Annotated in this window: 17 protein-coding genes; 5 read left to right on the forward strand and 12 right to left on the reverse strand. The window is 61.0% G+C overall.

The window, feature by feature from the left end; genetic code table 11:
- Nucleotides 1-11: 11 nt before the first annotated feature.
- Genes ACP7C6_RS05550 through ACP7C6_RS05560 form a run of 3 tightly spaced genes read right to left on the reverse strand, consistent with a single transcriptional unit; the run spans nucleotide 12 to nucleotide 2156 of the window.
- Complete coding sequence (locus tag ACP7C6_RS05550) at nucleotides 12-482, reverse strand: arsenate reductase ArsC (RefSeq protein WP_123477564.1); 471 nt, start codon at nucleotides 480-482, stop codon at nucleotides 12-14.
- A gap of 14 nt (nucleotides 483-496) precedes the next feature.
- A complete protein-coding gene (locus ACP7C6_RS05555) occupies nucleotides 497-1780 on the reverse strand; it encodes an arsenic transporter (protein ID WP_122727144.1) in 1284 nt (427 codons plus the stop codon).
- A 19-nt stretch (nucleotides 1781-1799) separates the two neighbouring features.
- Entirely contained in the window at nucleotides 1800-2156 is a 357-nt protein-coding gene (locus ACP7C6_RS05560; protein WP_068933077.1) for a metalloregulator ArsR/SmtB family transcription factor, read from the reverse strand.
- 177 nt (nucleotides 2157-2333) lie between these two features.
- Between ACP7C6_RS05560 and ACP7C6_RS05565 the strand changes: the two genes are divergently transcribed.
- The 4 genes from ACP7C6_RS05565 (at nucleotide 2334) to ACP7C6_RS05580 (ending at nucleotide 4150) form a co-directional block, all read left to right on the forward strand.
- Nucleotides 2334-2549: a hypothetical protein gene (locus ACP7C6_RS05565; protein ID WP_005788169.1), complete on the forward strand. Its 216-nt coding sequence runs from the start codon at nucleotides 2334-2336 to the stop codon at nucleotides 2547-2549.
- 71 nt (nucleotides 2550-2620) lie between these two features.
- Nucleotides 2621-3316, forward strand: coding sequence for an AzlC family ABC transporter permease (locus tag ACP7C6_RS05570; RefSeq protein ID WP_028616235.1), 696 nt, complete (start codon nucleotides 2621-2623; stop codon nucleotides 3314-3316).
- A complete protein-coding gene (locus tag ACP7C6_RS05575) occupies nucleotides 3313-3624 on the forward strand; it encodes an AzlD domain-containing protein (protein WP_028616234.1) in 312 nt (103 codons plus the stop codon). Before ACP7C6_RS05570 ends, ACP7C6_RS05575 begins: the two co-directional genes overlap by 4 nt.
- Before the next feature lie 172 nt (nucleotides 3625-3796).
- Nucleotides 3797-4150, forward strand: a complete 354-nt coding sequence (locus ACP7C6_RS05580) for a hypothetical protein (RefSeq protein ID WP_028616233.1) — start codon at nucleotides 3797-3799, stop codon at nucleotides 4148-4150.
- A gap of 146 nt (nucleotides 4151-4296) precedes the next feature.
- Here the strand turns inward: ACP7C6_RS05580 and ACP7C6_RS05585 are convergent, their stop codons facing one another.
- From ACP7C6_RS05585 to ACP7C6_RS05620, 8 genes are all read right to left on the reverse strand, one after another.
- The gene (locus ACP7C6_RS05585) at nucleotides 4297-5001 is read right to left on the reverse strand and encodes a YoaK family protein (RefSeq protein ID WP_028616232.1); all 705 of its coding nucleotides are present in this window, start codon (nucleotides 4999-5001) and stop codon (nucleotides 4297-4299) included.
- A 69-nt stretch (nucleotides 5002-5070) separates the two neighbouring features.
- On the reverse strand, nucleotides 5071-6693 hold the full coding sequence (locus ACP7C6_RS05590; RefSeq protein ID WP_426108387.1) for an ATP-binding cassette domain-containing protein: 1623 nt from the start codon (nucleotides 6691-6693) through the stop codon (nucleotides 5071-5073).
- A 124-nt stretch (nucleotides 6694-6817) separates the two neighbouring features.
- On the reverse strand, nucleotides 6818-7855 hold the full coding sequence (locus ACP7C6_RS05595; protein ID WP_426108388.1) for a DNA topoisomerase IB: 1038 nt from the start codon (nucleotides 7853-7855) through the stop codon (nucleotides 6818-6820).
- Between the two features lie 78 nt (nucleotides 7856-7933).
- The gene (gene modC, locus ACP7C6_RS05600; RefSeq protein ID WP_426108389.1) at nucleotides 7934-9013 is read right to left on the reverse strand and encodes a molybdenum ABC transporter ATP-binding protein; all 1080 of its coding nucleotides are present in this window, start codon (nucleotides 9011-9013) and stop codon (nucleotides 7934-7936) included.
- Nucleotides 9014-9018: 5 nt separating this feature from the next.
- Entirely contained in the window at nucleotides 9019-9699 is a 681-nt protein-coding gene (gene modB / locus ACP7C6_RS05605) for a molybdate ABC transporter permease subunit (protein ID WP_016974800.1), read from the reverse strand.
- Nucleotides 9700-10458: a molybdate ABC transporter substrate-binding protein gene (gene modA / locus ACP7C6_RS05610; RefSeq protein WP_426108390.1), complete on the reverse strand. Its 759-nt coding sequence runs from the start codon at nucleotides 10456-10458 to the stop codon at nucleotides 9700-9702. It abuts the gene before it with no gap.
- Nucleotides 10459-10571: 113 nt separating this feature from the next.
- Entirely contained in the window at nucleotides 10572-11633 is a 1062-nt protein-coding gene (locus ACP7C6_RS05615; RefSeq protein WP_311892482.1) for an NAD(P)H-dependent flavin oxidoreductase, read from the reverse strand.
- A 109-nt stretch (nucleotides 11634-11742) separates the two neighbouring features.
- Nucleotides 11743-12621, reverse strand: a complete 879-nt coding sequence (locus tag ACP7C6_RS05620) for an alpha/beta fold hydrolase (protein ID WP_204941232.1) — start codon at nucleotides 12619-12621, stop codon at nucleotides 11743-11745.
- A gap of 173 nt (nucleotides 12622-12794) precedes the next feature.
- Here ACP7C6_RS05620 and ACP7C6_RS05625 point away from each other — a divergent pair, with 173 nt between their 5' ends.
- Complete coding sequence (locus ACP7C6_RS05625) at nucleotides 12795-13373, forward strand: CGNR zinc finger domain-containing protein (RefSeq protein WP_068933086.1); 579 nt, start codon at nucleotides 12795-12797, stop codon at nucleotides 13371-13373.
- Here ACP7C6_RS05625 and ada read toward each other — a convergent pair.
- Nucleotides 13370-14416 (reverse strand): bifunctional DNA-binding transcriptional regulator/O6-methylguanine-DNA methyltransferase Ada, encoded by a 1047-nt coding sequence (gene ada / locus ACP7C6_RS05630; RefSeq protein WP_426108391.1) that lies wholly within the window; start codon nucleotides 14414-14416, stop codon nucleotides 13370-13372. The genes ACP7C6_RS05625 and ada overlap by 4 nt on opposite strands.
- Between the last annotated feature and the right edge of the window lie 72 nt (nucleotides 14417-14488).

Here is a 14488-nt window from a genome sequence, read left to right on the forward strand (position 1 = left end):
AGGGCCTCCGATTACAGCTCGGCAATTCGAGCGAGTTCTGCCTGGAGTTCAGTTGGGCTGAGCTCGGCAAACGGCAGGATGAAAAACGCCCGGCAGCGAGTGGCAATGGTCTTCAGCGTGGCGTCGAATGCCGCCTGCACGCGTGCATCGTCACCCTGCACATCCGAAGGGTCTTCCAACCCCCAGTGCGCCTTTACCGCTGGCCCGAAATACACCGGGCAAGCTTCGCCGGCCGCCTTGTCGCACACGGTAATCACCACGTCCGGCGGGCTGCCTTCGAACACGTCGTTGCCTTTGCTGTACAGGCCTTCGGTGCGGATGCCGGCGGCCTGCAAGGTGCTCAGGCTGCGCGGCAGGACCAAGCCCTTGGGAAAGCTGCCGGAGCTGATCGCCTCGAAACCTTCTGGCGCCAAGTGGTTGAACATCGCTTCGGACAGGATGCTGCGGCAGCTGTTGGCGGTACACATGAACAGGACTTTCATGGAGCGATCTCCTTTTAGAAACTCAGTCGCAAGGCGAGGGCGGCGAGGGTGATCAACAGCACCGGCAAGGTCAGCACAATGCCGACCTTGAAGTAGTAGCCCCAGGTGATGGTGATGCCCTTGCGTGCCAGGATATGCAGCCACAGCAAGGTGGCGAGGCTGCCGATGGGGGTGATTTTCGGGCCCAGGTCACTGCCGATCACGTTGGCGTAGATCATCGCGTCCTTGACCACGCCCACGGCATGGCTGGACTCGATGGACAGCGCGCCGATCAACACCGTCGGCAGGTTGTTCATCGCCGAGGACAGCAACGCCGTCAGCACGCCCGTGCCCATGGCTGCGCCCCACACGCCGTAAGTGGCGAAGGTATCGAGCCAGGTCGCCAGGTAGGTGGTGAGGCCGGCGTTACGCAAGCCATAGACCACCAGGTACATACCGAGGGAAAAAACCACGATCTGCCACGGCGCTTCCTTCAGTACTTTGCGCGTGGAAATCTTGTGGCCCTTGGCGGCGATCACCAGCAGGAGCACGGCGCACACGGCGGAAATCGCGCTGATCGGAATGCCCAGCGGTTCCAGGGCAAAGCAGCCTACCAGCAGGATGCCCAGCACCCACCAACCGGCACGGAAGGTGGCGCGGTCGTGGATGGCGCTGGCGGGGTCCTCGAGGTCCGCGGGGTCGTAGGTCTGCGGGATGTCGCGGCGGAAGAACCACAGCAGCACCGCCAGCGTGGCCGCGACGCTGACAAAGTTCACCGGCACCATCACGGCGGCGTATTCGTTGAAGCCGATCTTGAAGTAGTCGGCCGAGACGATATTCACCAGGTTCGACACCACCAGCGGCAGGCTCGCCGTATCAGCGATAAAGCCCGCTCCCATGACGAACGCCAAGGTGGCCGCTGGAGAAAAGCGCAGCGCCAGCAGCATCGACATCACGATCGGCGTCAGGATCAGTGCCGCGCCGTCGTTGGCGAACAGCGCCGAGACCAAGGCGCCGAGCAACACCATATAGGCAAACAAACGTCGGCCGCGTCCACGTCCCCAGCGTGCGACATGCAGCGCAGTCCAGGCAAAGAAGCCGGCTTCGTCCAGTAACAGGCTGATGATGATCAGCGCGACAAAGGTCCCCGTGGCATTCCAGATGATGTGCCACACCACGGGAATGTCAGTCAGGCTGATCACGCCGCAGGCGAGGGCCAGGATCGCGCCCATCGTGGCGCTCCAGCCGACACCCAAACCTTTGGGCTGCCAGATGACCAGGACGATGGTGAAGATGAAAATGGCAATTGCGACAAGCATGAATAAAGGCTCCGATGGCTCAGCAGCAGGTGCTGGCCCGTTGTGGTCTGTCGCCCATTGCATCCAGACGCTGCGCGTCGTTATGCAACCATGGCTGGTTGGCTTGTAGGGTGGTATGCAGCACTTCGGTCACCCACTCGGGCAATGCCGGGTTGATGCGGTAGTAGATCCATTGACCCTGACGACGATCCAGCAGCAACCCGCAACTGCGCAGTTGCGCCAGGTGGCGGGAGATCTTGGGCTGGCTGTCATCCAAGGCATGGATCAGTTCGCACACGCAAAGTTCGCCTTCACGCAGGATCAGTAACGTCAGGCGTGCGCGGGTGGCATCGGCCAGGCATTTGAAGAGGGTGGGTGGGGTGATGAGGTCCGACATGGCCAAGGCCTGTGTATATATGGTTATTCGAATATACGGATTTCCATATGTATCAGTCAAACCCCGTTTCAATTGATATGGATCAAATGCCGTGGAATCCGCCACAAGTGTTTGAAATTAAAATGAAACACGAATGTCCTAAAGTGCCTGCCCATTGCTGATGAAGGAAGAACCCGCGTGACCCGTGCCACTCGCAACCTGCGCAAGACCCTGGATTCCGTCGCGGAAAATAACGAAACCGCGGCGTTCGACCTGATGCGCGCCGTTGAAAAACTCGGTGATGAAGTGCTGCGCCAGCGCCTGCTCAATACCATTCACCGGCTCAATCAGGATGCCTATGAGTTGCGCGAAGCGCGTGATTCGGTGGAGCAGGTGTCGGTCCGGCTCGCCTGAGCAAGATCGTTCAAGACAAGCCCATTGTTGTGCTGGCATGCTTGTCGACTGTCTGTCGATGAGCCGTTTCCATGCCTACCGCCTTACCGCATTACGCCTTCGCTCGCGGCGCCATTGCCGTTATTCCCTTGTCCCTGGCCTGCGCGCCTTGGGGACTGCTGGCCGGTTCCATGGCCATCGATGCGCAGTTCAGCCCGTTGGAAGCCCAGGGGTTGTCCGCCATCGTGTTTGCCGGTGCGGCGCAACTGGTCGCCATCGGCATGGTCAAGAGTGGCGCCAGTCTGATTTCAATCGTGTTGACCACCTTGCTGCTGACCTCCCAGCATTTGCTCTACGGCATGCACCTGCGTCCGATTTTGTCGCCGCTCAAGACCCGCTGGCGCATGAGCCTGGGCTTTCTGCTCACCGATGAATTCTTCGCACTGGTCAGCCACTACGACCGTGAGACCTTCAACCGCTGGTATGCGCTGGGTGTGGGGCTGACGTTCTATATCGCCTGGAACCTGTTCACTCTGGCCGGTATCGTGCTCGGCAAGAGCATCCCCGGTCTTGACCAACTGGGCCTGGAGTTTTCCATCGCCGCCACCTTTATCGCGCTGATCACGCCGGTGGTGCGTGACGTCCCCACTGTGGTCTGCGTGGCGGTGTCACTGGTGTTTTCGGTGTGGCTGAGTTTCCTGCATTGGGAATCGGCGGTGGTGGTGTCCGGCGTGCTGGGCATGAGCGCGGGTTATGCCTGCAAGCGACTGGGAGTAGGGCAGCAATGATCTACATCATGATCGTGGCGATGGGCCTGGTGGTCTTTTTCAACCGTTACCTGTTTATCGAGCCGCGCCTGCCAGTGCGCCTCAACCGAGGGGCGCGGGAATTTCTCGGGTTTGCAGTGCCGGGCATGCTCACGGCAATTTGCGGGCCGATCATTTTCCTGGCGGATCATCATCTGAACCTGAGCCCGGCCAACCCTTACCTGTTGGCGGGTATCAGCGCGGTGGGGCTGATGTACTGGACGCGCAATGTGCTGGTCACCGTGTTGTTGAGCATGGCGTTGTTCTACCTGTTCCGCTGGTTGCTCTAAAACCCAGGCGAAAAAAAGCCCGCGGGAGGGCGGGCCGAAGGCAGACTTCTAAAAATGAGCGTGGCCAATATAGGCCGCGCCTTCTCCCTTTACAGTGAAACAAAGTTCATGCAGCCGTCAGTCCGGTACGCGGCAATGTTACAGTCGCGTTTTTTTCCAACGGAGCAATGGCATGCACAAGGTGGTAATTGGCGCACTGGTACTGGCGGCCCTGGCCGGTTGCGCGGGTTCGAAGATGAAAGAAGCGCGCGCAGGAACGCCCTACAAGACCCTGGCGTCGGACAAGGCCACCCTGGTCGTTGCCGAATGCGTGCAGTTCGGCTGGCAGGACGAAAGTGTGTTCGGCGTTGATGCCGGCGGCTTCAAGGAACCGATCGAGGCGGGCGGTTACACCGTGTACACCACCGCTGGCGATTACTTTGTTGATGTGCAAAGCGCGGGTGCCGGTTCTTCCATCAAGTACTACGCCGCAGAAGACAACATGCCCGCCAAGCGTCGTTTGGCCGCACTCGCGACCTGCCTGTAATCCATTGCCTTAGACGATTTAGGAAATGCCTAGCACGACAGCCGCCGGGCATTAGCTTATGATTCACCCGCTCGCCCGACATGATGGCTCTTTACCAGTACACGGACGTCGAGGCCTAAACGTCGGGCGAGCATCCCTTCCTTTCGTCAACGCGGCATGTAGCCCAAGTGCCAGCGACGGGGAATCTTCAGTGACACCAACCCCAGCAACCCCGCCAACACGCCGCTGACCATCAGCGCTTTCAAGCCCATCTGCTGTTCCAGCAGTGCGCCAATCACCGCCCCCACGAACATGCCTGCCCATGGGATCAACTGTACGCGCCAGCCACTGCGTCGCTCTCCGAGCAACCAGCGCCCCAGCCCACGACCAAAACGCGAAAGCGCCCCGGTGACATAAGTCAGCCCCACCGGCAAACCGTTGACCTCTTCCACAGCGGCATTAAGCATGCCCATCGCGATGATCGCCGCCAGCAGCGCGGGCAGCGCGTCCGCATAAGGCAGCCATGCCGCGCCGCACAACAACGCCGCAATACACAGCAGCAACGGCAAGGCGTGGCGACGGCTCATTCGACTGACCACCACCCCCAACGCGTTGCCGACCACAAATGTCGCGACCAGCAACAACAGCCGTCCGGTCAGCCCAAGATCCCCCGCGCTGATCGCCACCGCCAGACGCGTGGTGTTGCCGCTCATGAACGAAACGAAATCGCCGCTCGCCATGAAGCCGATGGCGTCGGTCATGCCCGCCAGTACCGACAGGCTGGCCACTAGCATCAGCCCGACTCGGCCACGCCAGCGTTGCCGGTGAGCGAGTGCAGCATTGGCGTAAGGCTTGCGGGGCGAAGGCAGCATAGGGCCGGGTTCCTCGGTGAGATTATCCGGCCACTACCGTAGGACGCTTTCAGCGCGCGTGCAATGACCTCAGACAGCTTCCAACGACCAACCTGTGTGGTGCCAATCCAGGAAATGGGTGGGCTTGATCGATAGAATGAACGCCGCGTCATGGGAGACCACCAGCATTGCCCCGTTGAAACCTTGCAGCGCCTGCTCGAAAGCCATCACCGACTCCAGGTCCAAGTGGTTGGTCGGTTCGTCCAGTAACAGCAGTTGCGCCGGCACTTCGCGCCACAAGGCAATTGCCATCGCGGCCTTCAAGCGTTCGCCACCGCTGAGTTGCCCGGTGGGTTGGGTGACGCGCAAGGCATCCAGTTGCAGCAAAGCCAGGCGTGTACGCAATTCGGCTTCGGCCAGGGGGGTGTCGAGCAGGTTGAGTTGTTCGACGATGGAGCGCTGATCGTCCAGCAGCGCAAGGTGCTGATCAATGTAGGCGCAGGGCAGATGCACCTTGCATTTACCCGCGACGACCTGCCATTTACCGGCCAGTACCTTCAGCAACGTGGACTTGCCGCAGCCGTTCGGCCCACGTACGGCAACGCGCACCGGACCTGCGAGATGCACATTCAGACAGGTCGACGGCAGCCACGGCAACTGTGCGTCCACCAACGACAACACCTGCCTCCCGTTGGGCACCGCTGATGCGGGCAATGCCAACAGCGTCGGCGTTTCTTCTTCGACCCGTTCATAAGCCTGGCGCACCTGGGTATCCAGTTCGTGTTTATGTTGCCAATGCGCGCTGCGCACGGTGCTGACGATTTCCGTGGCGGCGCCTTTCCAGCGCGCCTTGGTGAAACGGTCGACGTTGGCGGTTTCCGCATGCTTGCGTGAGCGCGCGGCGTTGCGTTGCAGGCTGTCGTGTTCCTTTTGCAGGCGCCGCCGTTCGCGGCTGCGCTCCAGGCGTGCATGGTCCTGCGCGGCGATGGCGGCCTGTTGTTCGGCATCACGCTGCAGGCGATAGGCCTCGTAGTTGCCGCCATAGACGTTTACGCCCAGGGGCGACAGTTCAATGATGCGCGCCATGGCGTTGAGCAATTGCCGATCATGGCTGACCACCACCAGGCCACCACGCCAAGCGCTGAGCATACGAAGCAGCCAGGCGCGGCCTTCGCTGTCGAGGTGGTTGGTAGGTTCATCGAGCACCAGCAGCGGCGGCGCGGCCAGCAGCGCGCCGATGATAGCGACCCTGGCCAACTGGCCGCCGCTGAGTTGGTCGGCCGGGGTATCAGAAGCCAGCTGCCACAGCCCCGCGCCGTCCAAGGCACTGCGCAAGCGTTCGGCCAGGTCCCAGCGGTCGTCGATCAATTCCAGGTCTTCGACCTGTGCGGCGCCTCGGGTCATGCGTTCAAGGGCTGCCAATATCTCTGCGGTGCCGGTGAGATCGGCGACCGTTTCCCCTGGCGCAACCGCGATGCTCTGCGCAACGTAGATCACTCGGCCTGGGCCATTCAGCGAGCCAGAGGAGGGCGCCAGCAGCCCAGCGATCAAGCGGGCGAGAATGCTTTTACCTCGACCATTGCGCCCCACAATGCCGGTAGGTGTGTGATCGATGGACAGGGTCAAGTCATCCAGCAGGGTTTCGCCATTGGCGAACTGGAAGCTCAGGTGTTGCAGGGAAACAAGGACGGGCAGCCGGTTGACGTCAGTCATCAGCACCTCCAAAAAAATGTCGGACAGGCCAACAAGCGCGCCAGGCGGCTCGTTGCAGATACATTTTGGAAGGCTTAGTGGTTCACGTCGGCGGTCGCCCTGTGGATCAGAAGGGAGGCAAAGCCTAACCCGTCTTGGCTTTTTTCGGCAAGTCCGCCGCCAATTGCTCAAGAAACATCGCCAAGGCCACTTCTTCGGCCTTGAGCCCTTTGCGCAGGCGCGGCTTGGGCAACTTGGAGAGTTCGCCGAGGCTGAAATGCTCCAGCACGGCAGGGTGGATGTAACACTTGCGGCACACCGCCGGGGTGTTACCCAACTGCTTGGCGACATCCTTGACCATCGATACAACATGCCTTTTGGCATCGGATTCGGGCTGCCACTCCAGTTCCCGCAACACGGCCAACGCCATGGCGGTGCCGGCCCAGGTGCGGTAATCCTTGGCGGTGAAGTCGGCACCGGTGAGTTTGTGCAGGTAATCATTCACGTCTTGGGAGCTGACGGTGTGCCGCTCACCATCCTTATCCAGGTACTGGAACAGGTTCTGGCCCGGCAATTCCAGGCAGCGTTTGACCACTGTCGCCAGTCGCCGGTCCTTAACGCTGATTTGGTGCTCGACGCCGCTCTTGCCGCGAAACTGGAACTTGATTTCGCTGCCTTTTACATCCACATGACGGGTGCGCAGGGTGGTCAGCCCATAGGACTTGTTGTCGCGGGCATACTGGGTATTACCGACGCGGATCAGCGTAGCGTCCAGCAGCGTCACCACGGTGGCCAGCACCTTTTCGCGGGTAAATCCGGGCTCGGCTATTTGCGCTTCGAGCTGTTTGCGCAATTTCGGCAGTGCACTGCCGAATTCCTGCAGCCGCGAATACTTGTCCGTGTCCCGTACTTCGCGCCAACGCGCGTGATAGCGATACTGTTTGCGCCCGCGTGCATCGCGGCCGGTAGCTTGCAGATGGCCGCGCGGGTCGGCGCAGATCCACACATCGGTGTAGGCCGGCGGGACGGCAAGGGCGTTGAGGCGCTTGATCTCGTCGGCATCCGTGATGCGTTCGCCCTTGGGGTCGAAATACTGGAACTTGCCGCGCAGCGTCTTGCGGCGGATGCCGGGCTGGGTGTCGTCAACGTAATGCAGGTCGCGGGGCAGCGCAGAGTCGGACATGGGGCGGGTTCCTTGGCAACAAATCAGGCCGGTATGTCTGATGGACCGCAGCGGTGTGCGGTCGTGCCAAAAGGTTGCTTACGCCAACACCGCGACGGCCTTGATCTGTGCCCAGAGTCTCTGGCCGGGGTGGAGTTGCAGTTGGTCGCGGGAGAAACGCGTGATGCGCGCCAGCAACGGCGTGCCACCCGCGTCCAGGCGCACCAGCACATGCGCGCTGTTGTCTGCCGAAATCTCTTGCGTGACCATAACCGGCAGGCGGTTGAGGATGCTGCTGTGTTCCTCCGCTTGCAGGCTGAGGCTCACATCCCGCGCCTGCACCTTGATACGCAACGCTTTGCCCACCGCCAACGGCGCATGGGCTACACGCATGTGCAAGGCGCTGGCGGGCAGTTGCAGGGTGAGCAACTGATAGTGATCGTCATAGGCACTGACCGCGCCGTTGATCACCACGCCGGCATCGTCACCCAGCGCCAGGGGCAGGTCGAGCCGCGCCAGGGTTTCGCCGATGGGGCCGCTGGCCAGCGCCTTGCCGTCGCTGAGCAAGACGATGTGGTCGGCCAGGCGCGCCACTTCATCCTGGGCATGGCTGACATACAGCACCGGGATATCCAGTTCATCGTGCAGGCGTTCGAGGTACGGCAGGATCTCGCTTTTGCGCTGGCTATCGAGGGCGGCCAGGGGTTCATCCATCAACAACAGACGGGGGCTGGTGAGCAAGGCGCGGGCGATGCCGATGCGCTGGCGCTCACCGCCGGAAAGGTGCTGGGGATGGCGGTCGAGCAGGTGGCCGATGCCTAGCAATTCGGTGGCATGGGCCATATCCACACGGCGTTGCTCACGGGGAATGCGCTTGAGGCCGAACTCCAGGTTGGCCCGCACCGACAGATGCGGGAACAGGCTGGCCTCCTGAAACACGTAGCCCAGGCCGCGTTTATGGGGCGGTACGAACAATCCGTTGCGGCTGTCTTGCCAGACTTCATCATTGATCTGGACAAAGCCGTCTTCGGCGCGCTCCAGCCCGGCGATACAGCGCAGGCAGGTGGTCTTGCCGGAACCGGAATGCCCGTACAGCGCCGTCACACCGCGACCGGGCAAGTGCAGGTCGACCTCCAGGGCAAAACCCGAATACTTGAGTTGCAGACGTATATCAATCATCGACATCAACTCCAGCCCATCTTGGTTTTACGGCTGGAATACAGCGCCAGCAACACCAGGAACGCGAACACCACCATGGAGCCGGCCAGCCAATGGGCCTGGGCATACTCCATGGCTTCCACATGGTCGTAGATCTGCACGGACACCACCCGGGTCTTGTCCGGGATATTGCCGCCAATCATCAGCACCACGCCGAACTCACCGACGGTATGCGCAAAACCCAGGATGGAGGCGGTGATAAACCCTGGCCGCGCCAGGGGCAAAATGACGGTGAAGAACGTGTCCCAAGGATTGGCACGCAAGGTTGCGGCCACTTCCAGCGGGCGTGTGCCGATGGCGGAGAAGGCGTTTTGCAACGGCTGCACCACAAACGGCATCGAATAGATCACCGAGCCAATGACCAACCCGGCGAAGCTGAAGGTGAGGGTGCCCAGGCCCAGCCATTGGGTGAACTGCCCGAAGTAGCCATTGGGCCCCATGGTCAACAGCAGGTAAAAACCGATCACCGTCGGTGGCAGCACCAACGGCAGAGCGACGATGGCGCCAATGGGGCCGCGCCACCAGGAACGGGTGCGTGACAACCACAGGGCAATCGGAGTGCCGATGATCAGCAGGATCACGGTAGTCAGTGACGCCAGCTTGATGGTCAACCAGATGGCGGAAAAATCGGCACTCGATAACGGCATTTACTTAGCCAGCTCGTAACCATAGGACTTGATGACGGCAGCGGCTTTAGGCCCCTTGAGGTAGTCGACCAGCGCCTTGGCAGCGGCGCTGTCCTTGCCCTTGTTGAGGATCACCGCGTCCTGTTTGATCGGGTCATGCATGGCGGCGGGAACGATCCACGCCGAACCGCTGGTGACTTTGCCGTCTTTGTAGATCTGCGACAAGGCCACAAAGCCCAGCTCTGCGTTGCCGGTGGACACGAACTGGTAGGCCTGGGTGATGTTCTGGCCTTCGACGATCTTGTCTTTGACCTTCTCGGTCAGACCTTCCTTGGCCAGCACTTGGGTGGCGGCGAGGCCGTAAGGTGCAGCTTTCGGGTTGGCGATCGACAGGTGCTTGAATTCGTTTTTCTTCAACACTTCACCTCTGGCGTCGACGTAACCTTCCTTGGCGGACCACAACGCCAGGGTGCCAACAGCGTAGGTGAAGCGCGAGCCTTTGACGGTGTCGCCTTCGGTTTCGAGCTTTTGCGGGGTAGTGTCGTCGGCGCTCAGGAAGACTTCGAACGGCGCGCCATTCTTGATCTGGGTGTAGAACTGGCCGGTGGCACCGTAGGCTGCGACCAGTTTGTGGCCGGTATCTTTTTCGAAGTCGGCGGCAATCGCCTGGATCGGTGCGGTGAAGTTGGCGGCGACGGCCACCTGGACTTCATCGGCATGGGCCGAACCGAAGGCGAGGGCAGCGACCAGGATGGCCAGGCGTGAGGCGTGAATCTTCATGAAGCAGCTCCTCTGAGTGTGTACGGCTTGTTATAGGTAGAAGGCTTAACCGCTATGTATGGGAATATATAGCGGTTGGCCATTGCCGGTACAGTGCAAAGTTGCCACAGGTTCTACGGGTTGAGTTTGGCCAAGGCCTGCTCCGCCAGTTCGCGCGTCAGGTCATAGGTGGTGGTGTCTTTGCCCAGGCGCAGCGCCTGGCCGGACCACAAATTGCTGAAACCTGCTTCATCCTTGGCCTTGAGCGGGATCAATGCGCCGCCGGAGGTCGGGAATGCCGGGGCGGCTGGGTTGATTGCACCCAACTCCCGCATGACCCGGTTGACGATGCCCCGTGCCGGACGACCGGTAAACAGGTTGGTCAGCGCGGTTTCGCTGGCCTGGGCATGGCGCAATGCGTGGTGGTGCGAAGGCGTGACATTGGCTTCAGGCGTAAACAGGTAAGCCGTGCCCATCTGTACCGCCGAGGCGCCCAGGGCAAAGGCCGCGACTATCCCGCGTGCATCCCCGATCCCGCCGGCGGCAATCACCGGCACGCTGACGGCGTCGACCACTTGCGGCAGCAGGGCGAACAGGCCGATCTGGGTATTGAGGTCATCGCTGAGAAACAAGCCACGATGCCCGCCCGCTTCACTGCCCATGGCGATGATCGCGTCGCAGCCGTGCTGCTCCAGCCAGATTGCTTCTTCCACGGTGGTGGCCGAGGACAGCACTTTCGCACCCGTGGCTTTTACCCGATCCAACAGGGCTTTTTCTGGCAGGCCGAAGTGAAAACTGACGACTTCGGGACGGAATTCCTCGATGACTTGGCAAGCCGCTTCATTAAACGGTTCGCGGTTGGACACGGGCGTCGGCGCCTCAAAATCGGCACCCAATTCACGGTAGTAGGGTTCCAGCAAGTCCTTCCAGCGCCGATCACGCGCTGCGTCGGGGGCTGGCGGCTGGTGGCAGAAGAAATTGACGTTGATCGGGCGTGGGCTGGCCTCACGGATAGCGGCCAGCGCTTCGCGCAGTTGCGCGAGACTCAGTGCGGCCGCCGGCAATGAGCCCAGCGCGCCAGCTCTATTGGCCTCGATGACCATGGCCGTGGTGGTGCCCACGGCCATGGGCGCCTGGATGATGGGCAGTTCGATCCCCAGCAGATCGATAATGCGGGTGTCTGGCCAGGTGCTCATGGGATGTCTCTCCAGCGTTAGTGAGGCTTTGCCCTGTTTTAGCAGGGCCCATGACACCCGGCCACTCTGTTTTATTCACTGGACGAGCGGCACGTTTCGTGATGTGCCATTAGTTGAAGGCGTCTCCCAGCACCGCGTGAATCCGCTCGGCGATATGGGCCGCATGGGTTTCCAGGGCGAAGTGGCCGGTGTCGAGCAGTTCCACCACCGCGTTTGGGTTGTCGGCTTGATAGGCGTGTGCACCTGGCGGGATGAAGAACGGATCGTTCTGGCCCCAGATCACCAGTGTTGGCACTTGCTTGGCCTTGAAGAAGGCCTGGAACGCCGGGTACAGCGTCAGGTTGTTGCGGTAGTCGAGGAACAGGTCCAACTGGATCTCGTCATTGCCGGGTCGCTGCATGAGCAGTACGTCGAGCATGTAGGACTCCGGTGCCACCAACTCGGGCTGATTCACGCCGTGCAGGTACTGGTAGCGCGTGCCTTCCAGGCTGATTACCGCATTGCGGATCACCTCGCGGTTGGCCTGGCTTGGTTCGGCCCAGTAGGCGCGAATCGGTGCCCAGGCGTCCCCCAGACCTTCCAGGTAGGCGTTACCGTTTTGCGAGATCAGCGCGCTGACCCGTTCCGGGTGCGCCACTGCCAGGCGTAGACCTACTGGTGCGCCATAGTCGAAGACGTACAGCGCGTAACGCGTCAATTCCAGCGCATCGACAAAATGTCCGACGGTGATCGCCAGGTTATCGAAGCTGTAGTGGTAGTCGCGCTCGGCAGGCACCTCGGTAAAACCGAAACCCGGCAAATCCGGTGCGATCACCCGAAAGCGCGTAGCGAGCAACGGGATCAGGTCGCGGTACATATGCGACGAACTGGGGAAACCGTGCAGCAGCAACATGACCGGCGCCGAGGGGTCACCGGCTTCGCGGTAGAACATGCGTACGCCGTCGGCATCGACATGGCGGTAGTGAACGACGGAGCTTGGAAGGGTCATGATGAGGGTACATTTGTAACTTGATTGGATTGATATACTGGTTACCGCCTTCAAAGGCTGTGCCGAAAAAAGTAACCTGTCAAACTATTTATAACGGTTTCATATTAATTTTGTGTAACTATCCAAGTGGCTAGATAGCGGTTACTATGTCGACGCCCTGACGAGGAATGACCATGACTATCCCAGCCTCCCTTGAACCTTATGTACTCGCCGACGACCCGGTGCTGGACATGCTCAACACGCGCGCCAATGTCGACGCCCAACCGCATGACTTCTGGCAGTCCGATGCCGACGTCGAACGTTGGCTGGTGCGCCTGGGGTGGGTTGAGGAGGGGCAGGTGCCTGTGTTTGAAGCGGGCGCATTGCTCCGGGTGGGCCGGGAGTTGCGCGAGGTGATCCGTGTATTGCTGGAAGCGCGCAAGGAAGGAGCGCAAGGCGATCCAGCCGCACTGAATGGCTTTTTGCGCAAGGCCGTCAGCCATCCGCAGTTGGCTTGGCCGGCGTCGGGGGAACTACGCGTTGAGCGTCAGCGCAAGCTGCAAACCCCGGAGCAATTTTTCTCGATGATTGCTGAAGCCGCAGCGCGGTTGTTGGTGGACGGGGATTTCAACCTGATCCGCACCTGCGAACATCCGGAATGCGTGTTGTGGTTCTACGATCGCACCAAGGCCCATAAGCGCCGTTGGTGCAGCATGGCGCTGTGTGGCAACCGGCATAAAGTCGCCGAGTTTCGCAAGCGCAAGCTGGGTTAACCCTTGCGCTCACGCTCCAGCAACTGCTGCTTACGTTCCACGCCCCAACGATAGCCCGACAGGTCGCCGTTGCTGCGCACCACACGATGGCAGGGAATGGCGACCGCGAGGCTGTTCGCGCCACACGCTTGAGCCACCGCGCGGAACGATTTCGGCGCGCCAATGCGCTCTGCGATCTGCGCGTAACTGGCCGTGCTCCCCGCTGGAATTTCGCGCAAGGCTTGCCACACCCGCTCCTGAAATGCCGTGCCGCGCAGATCCAGGGGCAGGTCCAGGCCGAGCGCAGGTGCTTCGATAAACCCCACGACCTGTGCCACCAACTGCTCGAAGCGCTGGTCGGCGCCTACCAGTTCGGCCTTGGGAAACTGATCCTGCAGATCGCGCACCAATTGGCCGGGATCCTCCCCCAGCAGAATCGCGCAGACGCCACGGGCGCTCTGCGCCACCAGGATCGCCCCCAGTGAACACTGCCCGACAGCGAACAAGATCGCCGTGTTAGTGCCGCCAGCTTTGTAGTCGCTGGGTTTCATGCCGAGAAGCTGGTCAGCCGATTCATAAAAGCGGCTATTGGAGTTGAAGCCGGCGTCATACAACGCGTTCGTCACCGAGTGCGAGCTTTTGAGCCCATCGCGCACCTTGCGCGAACGGTGCGCGGTGGCATAGCCCTTAGGCGTCAGGCCGGTGACGGTTTTGAACACGCGGTGAAAGTGGAAAGGGCTCAGGTTGGCCTGGGCGGCCAGCGCATTCAGGCTGGGCGACGTCTCGGCTTGTTCGATATGTCGGCAAGCTTGCGCCACCAATTGCGCGTGGTGCGCAACCAGCAGAGTCTGGTCTCCCGCTGCACGTTTGCTGGCGCGATAACCGGCGGCTTCGGCCTGCACCGGGGTGTCGAAGAACTCGATGTTTTCCGGGCGCGGTAAACGTGAGGCGCTGCTGGGGCGACAGTACACGCCAGTGGTCTTCACGCCGTAGACGAACAGCGCATCAGCCTTGGGGTCGCGGGCGAGGATCGCCGCCCAGCGTGGGTCCTGTTCGGTTGTCATGCTTGGCACTCCTGACGGATTCCGTTCAGATTAATCGCGCCGCGCCTACCTGGCACTCTGAAGCTTGCGGTC

The sequence above is a fragment of the Pseudomonas sp. TWR1-1-4 genome (genome assembly GCF_049897165.1).
In the GTDB taxonomy this organism is placed as follows: Bacteria; Pseudomonadota; Gammaproteobacteria; order Pseudomonadales; family Pseudomonadaceae; genus Aquipseudomonas; species Aquipseudomonas canadensis.

Bases quoted from the DNA above. Each gene is read 5' to 3' on its own strand.
- ACP7C6_RS05550 (WP_123477564.1), bottom strand. From the start codon at position 482: ATGAAAGTCCTGTTCATGTGTACCGCCAACAGCTGCCGCAGCATCCTG.
- ACP7C6_RS05555 (WP_122727144.1), bottom strand. From the start codon at position 1,780: ATGCTTGTCGCAATTGCCATTTTCATCTTCACCATCGTCCTGGTCATC.
- ACP7C6_RS05560 (WP_068933077.1), bottom strand. From the start codon at position 2,156: ATGTCGGACCTCATCACCCCACCCACCCTCTTCAAATGCCTGGCCGAT.
- ACP7C6_RS05570 (WP_028616235.1), top strand. From the start codon at position 2,621: ATGCCTACCGCCTTACCGCATTACGCCTTCGCTCGCGGCGCCATTGCC.
- ACP7C6_RS05575 (WP_028616234.1), top strand. From the start codon at position 3,313: ATGATCTACATCATGATCGTGGCGATGGGCCTGGTGGTCTTTTTCAAC.
- ACP7C6_RS05580 (WP_028616233.1), top strand. From the start codon at position 3,797: ATGCACAAGGTGGTAATTGGCGCACTGGTACTGGCGGCCCTGGCCGGT.
- ACP7C6_RS05585 (WP_028616232.1), bottom strand. From the start codon at position 5,001: ATGCTGCCTTCGCCCCGCAAGCCTTACGCCAATGCTGCACTCGCTCAC.
- ACP7C6_RS05590 (WP_426108387.1), bottom strand. From the start codon at position 6,693: ATGACTGACGTCAACCGGCTGCCCGTCCTTGTTTCCCTGCAACACCTG.
- ACP7C6_RS05595 (WP_426108388.1), bottom strand. From the start codon at position 7,855: ATGTCCGACTCTGCGCTGCCCCGCGACCTGCATTACGTTGACGACACC.
- modC (WP_426108389.1), bottom strand. From the start codon at position 9,013: ATGATTGATATACGTCTGCAACTCAAGTATTCGGGTTTTGCCCTGGAG.
- modB (WP_016974800.1), bottom strand. From the start codon at position 9,699: ATGCCGTTATCGAGTGCCGATTTTTCCGCCATCTGGTTGACCATCAAG.
- modA (WP_426108390.1), bottom strand. From the start codon at position 10,458: ATGAAGATTCACGCCTCACGCCTGGCCATCCTGGTCGCTGCCCTCGCC.
- ACP7C6_RS05615 (WP_311892482.1), bottom strand. From the start codon at position 11,633: ATGAGCACCTGGCCAGACACCCGCATTATCGATCTGCTGGGGATCGAA.
- ACP7C6_RS05620 (WP_204941232.1), bottom strand. From the start codon at position 12,621: ATGACCCTTCCAAGCTCCGTCGTTCACTACCGCCATGTCGATGCCGAC.
- ACP7C6_RS05625 (WP_068933086.1), top strand. From the start codon at position 12,795: ATGACTATCCCAGCCTCCCTTGAACCTTATGTACTCGCCGACGACCCG.
- ada (WP_426108391.1), bottom strand. From the start codon at position 14,416: ATGACAACCGAACAGGACCCACGCTGGGCGGCGATCCTCGCCCGCGAC.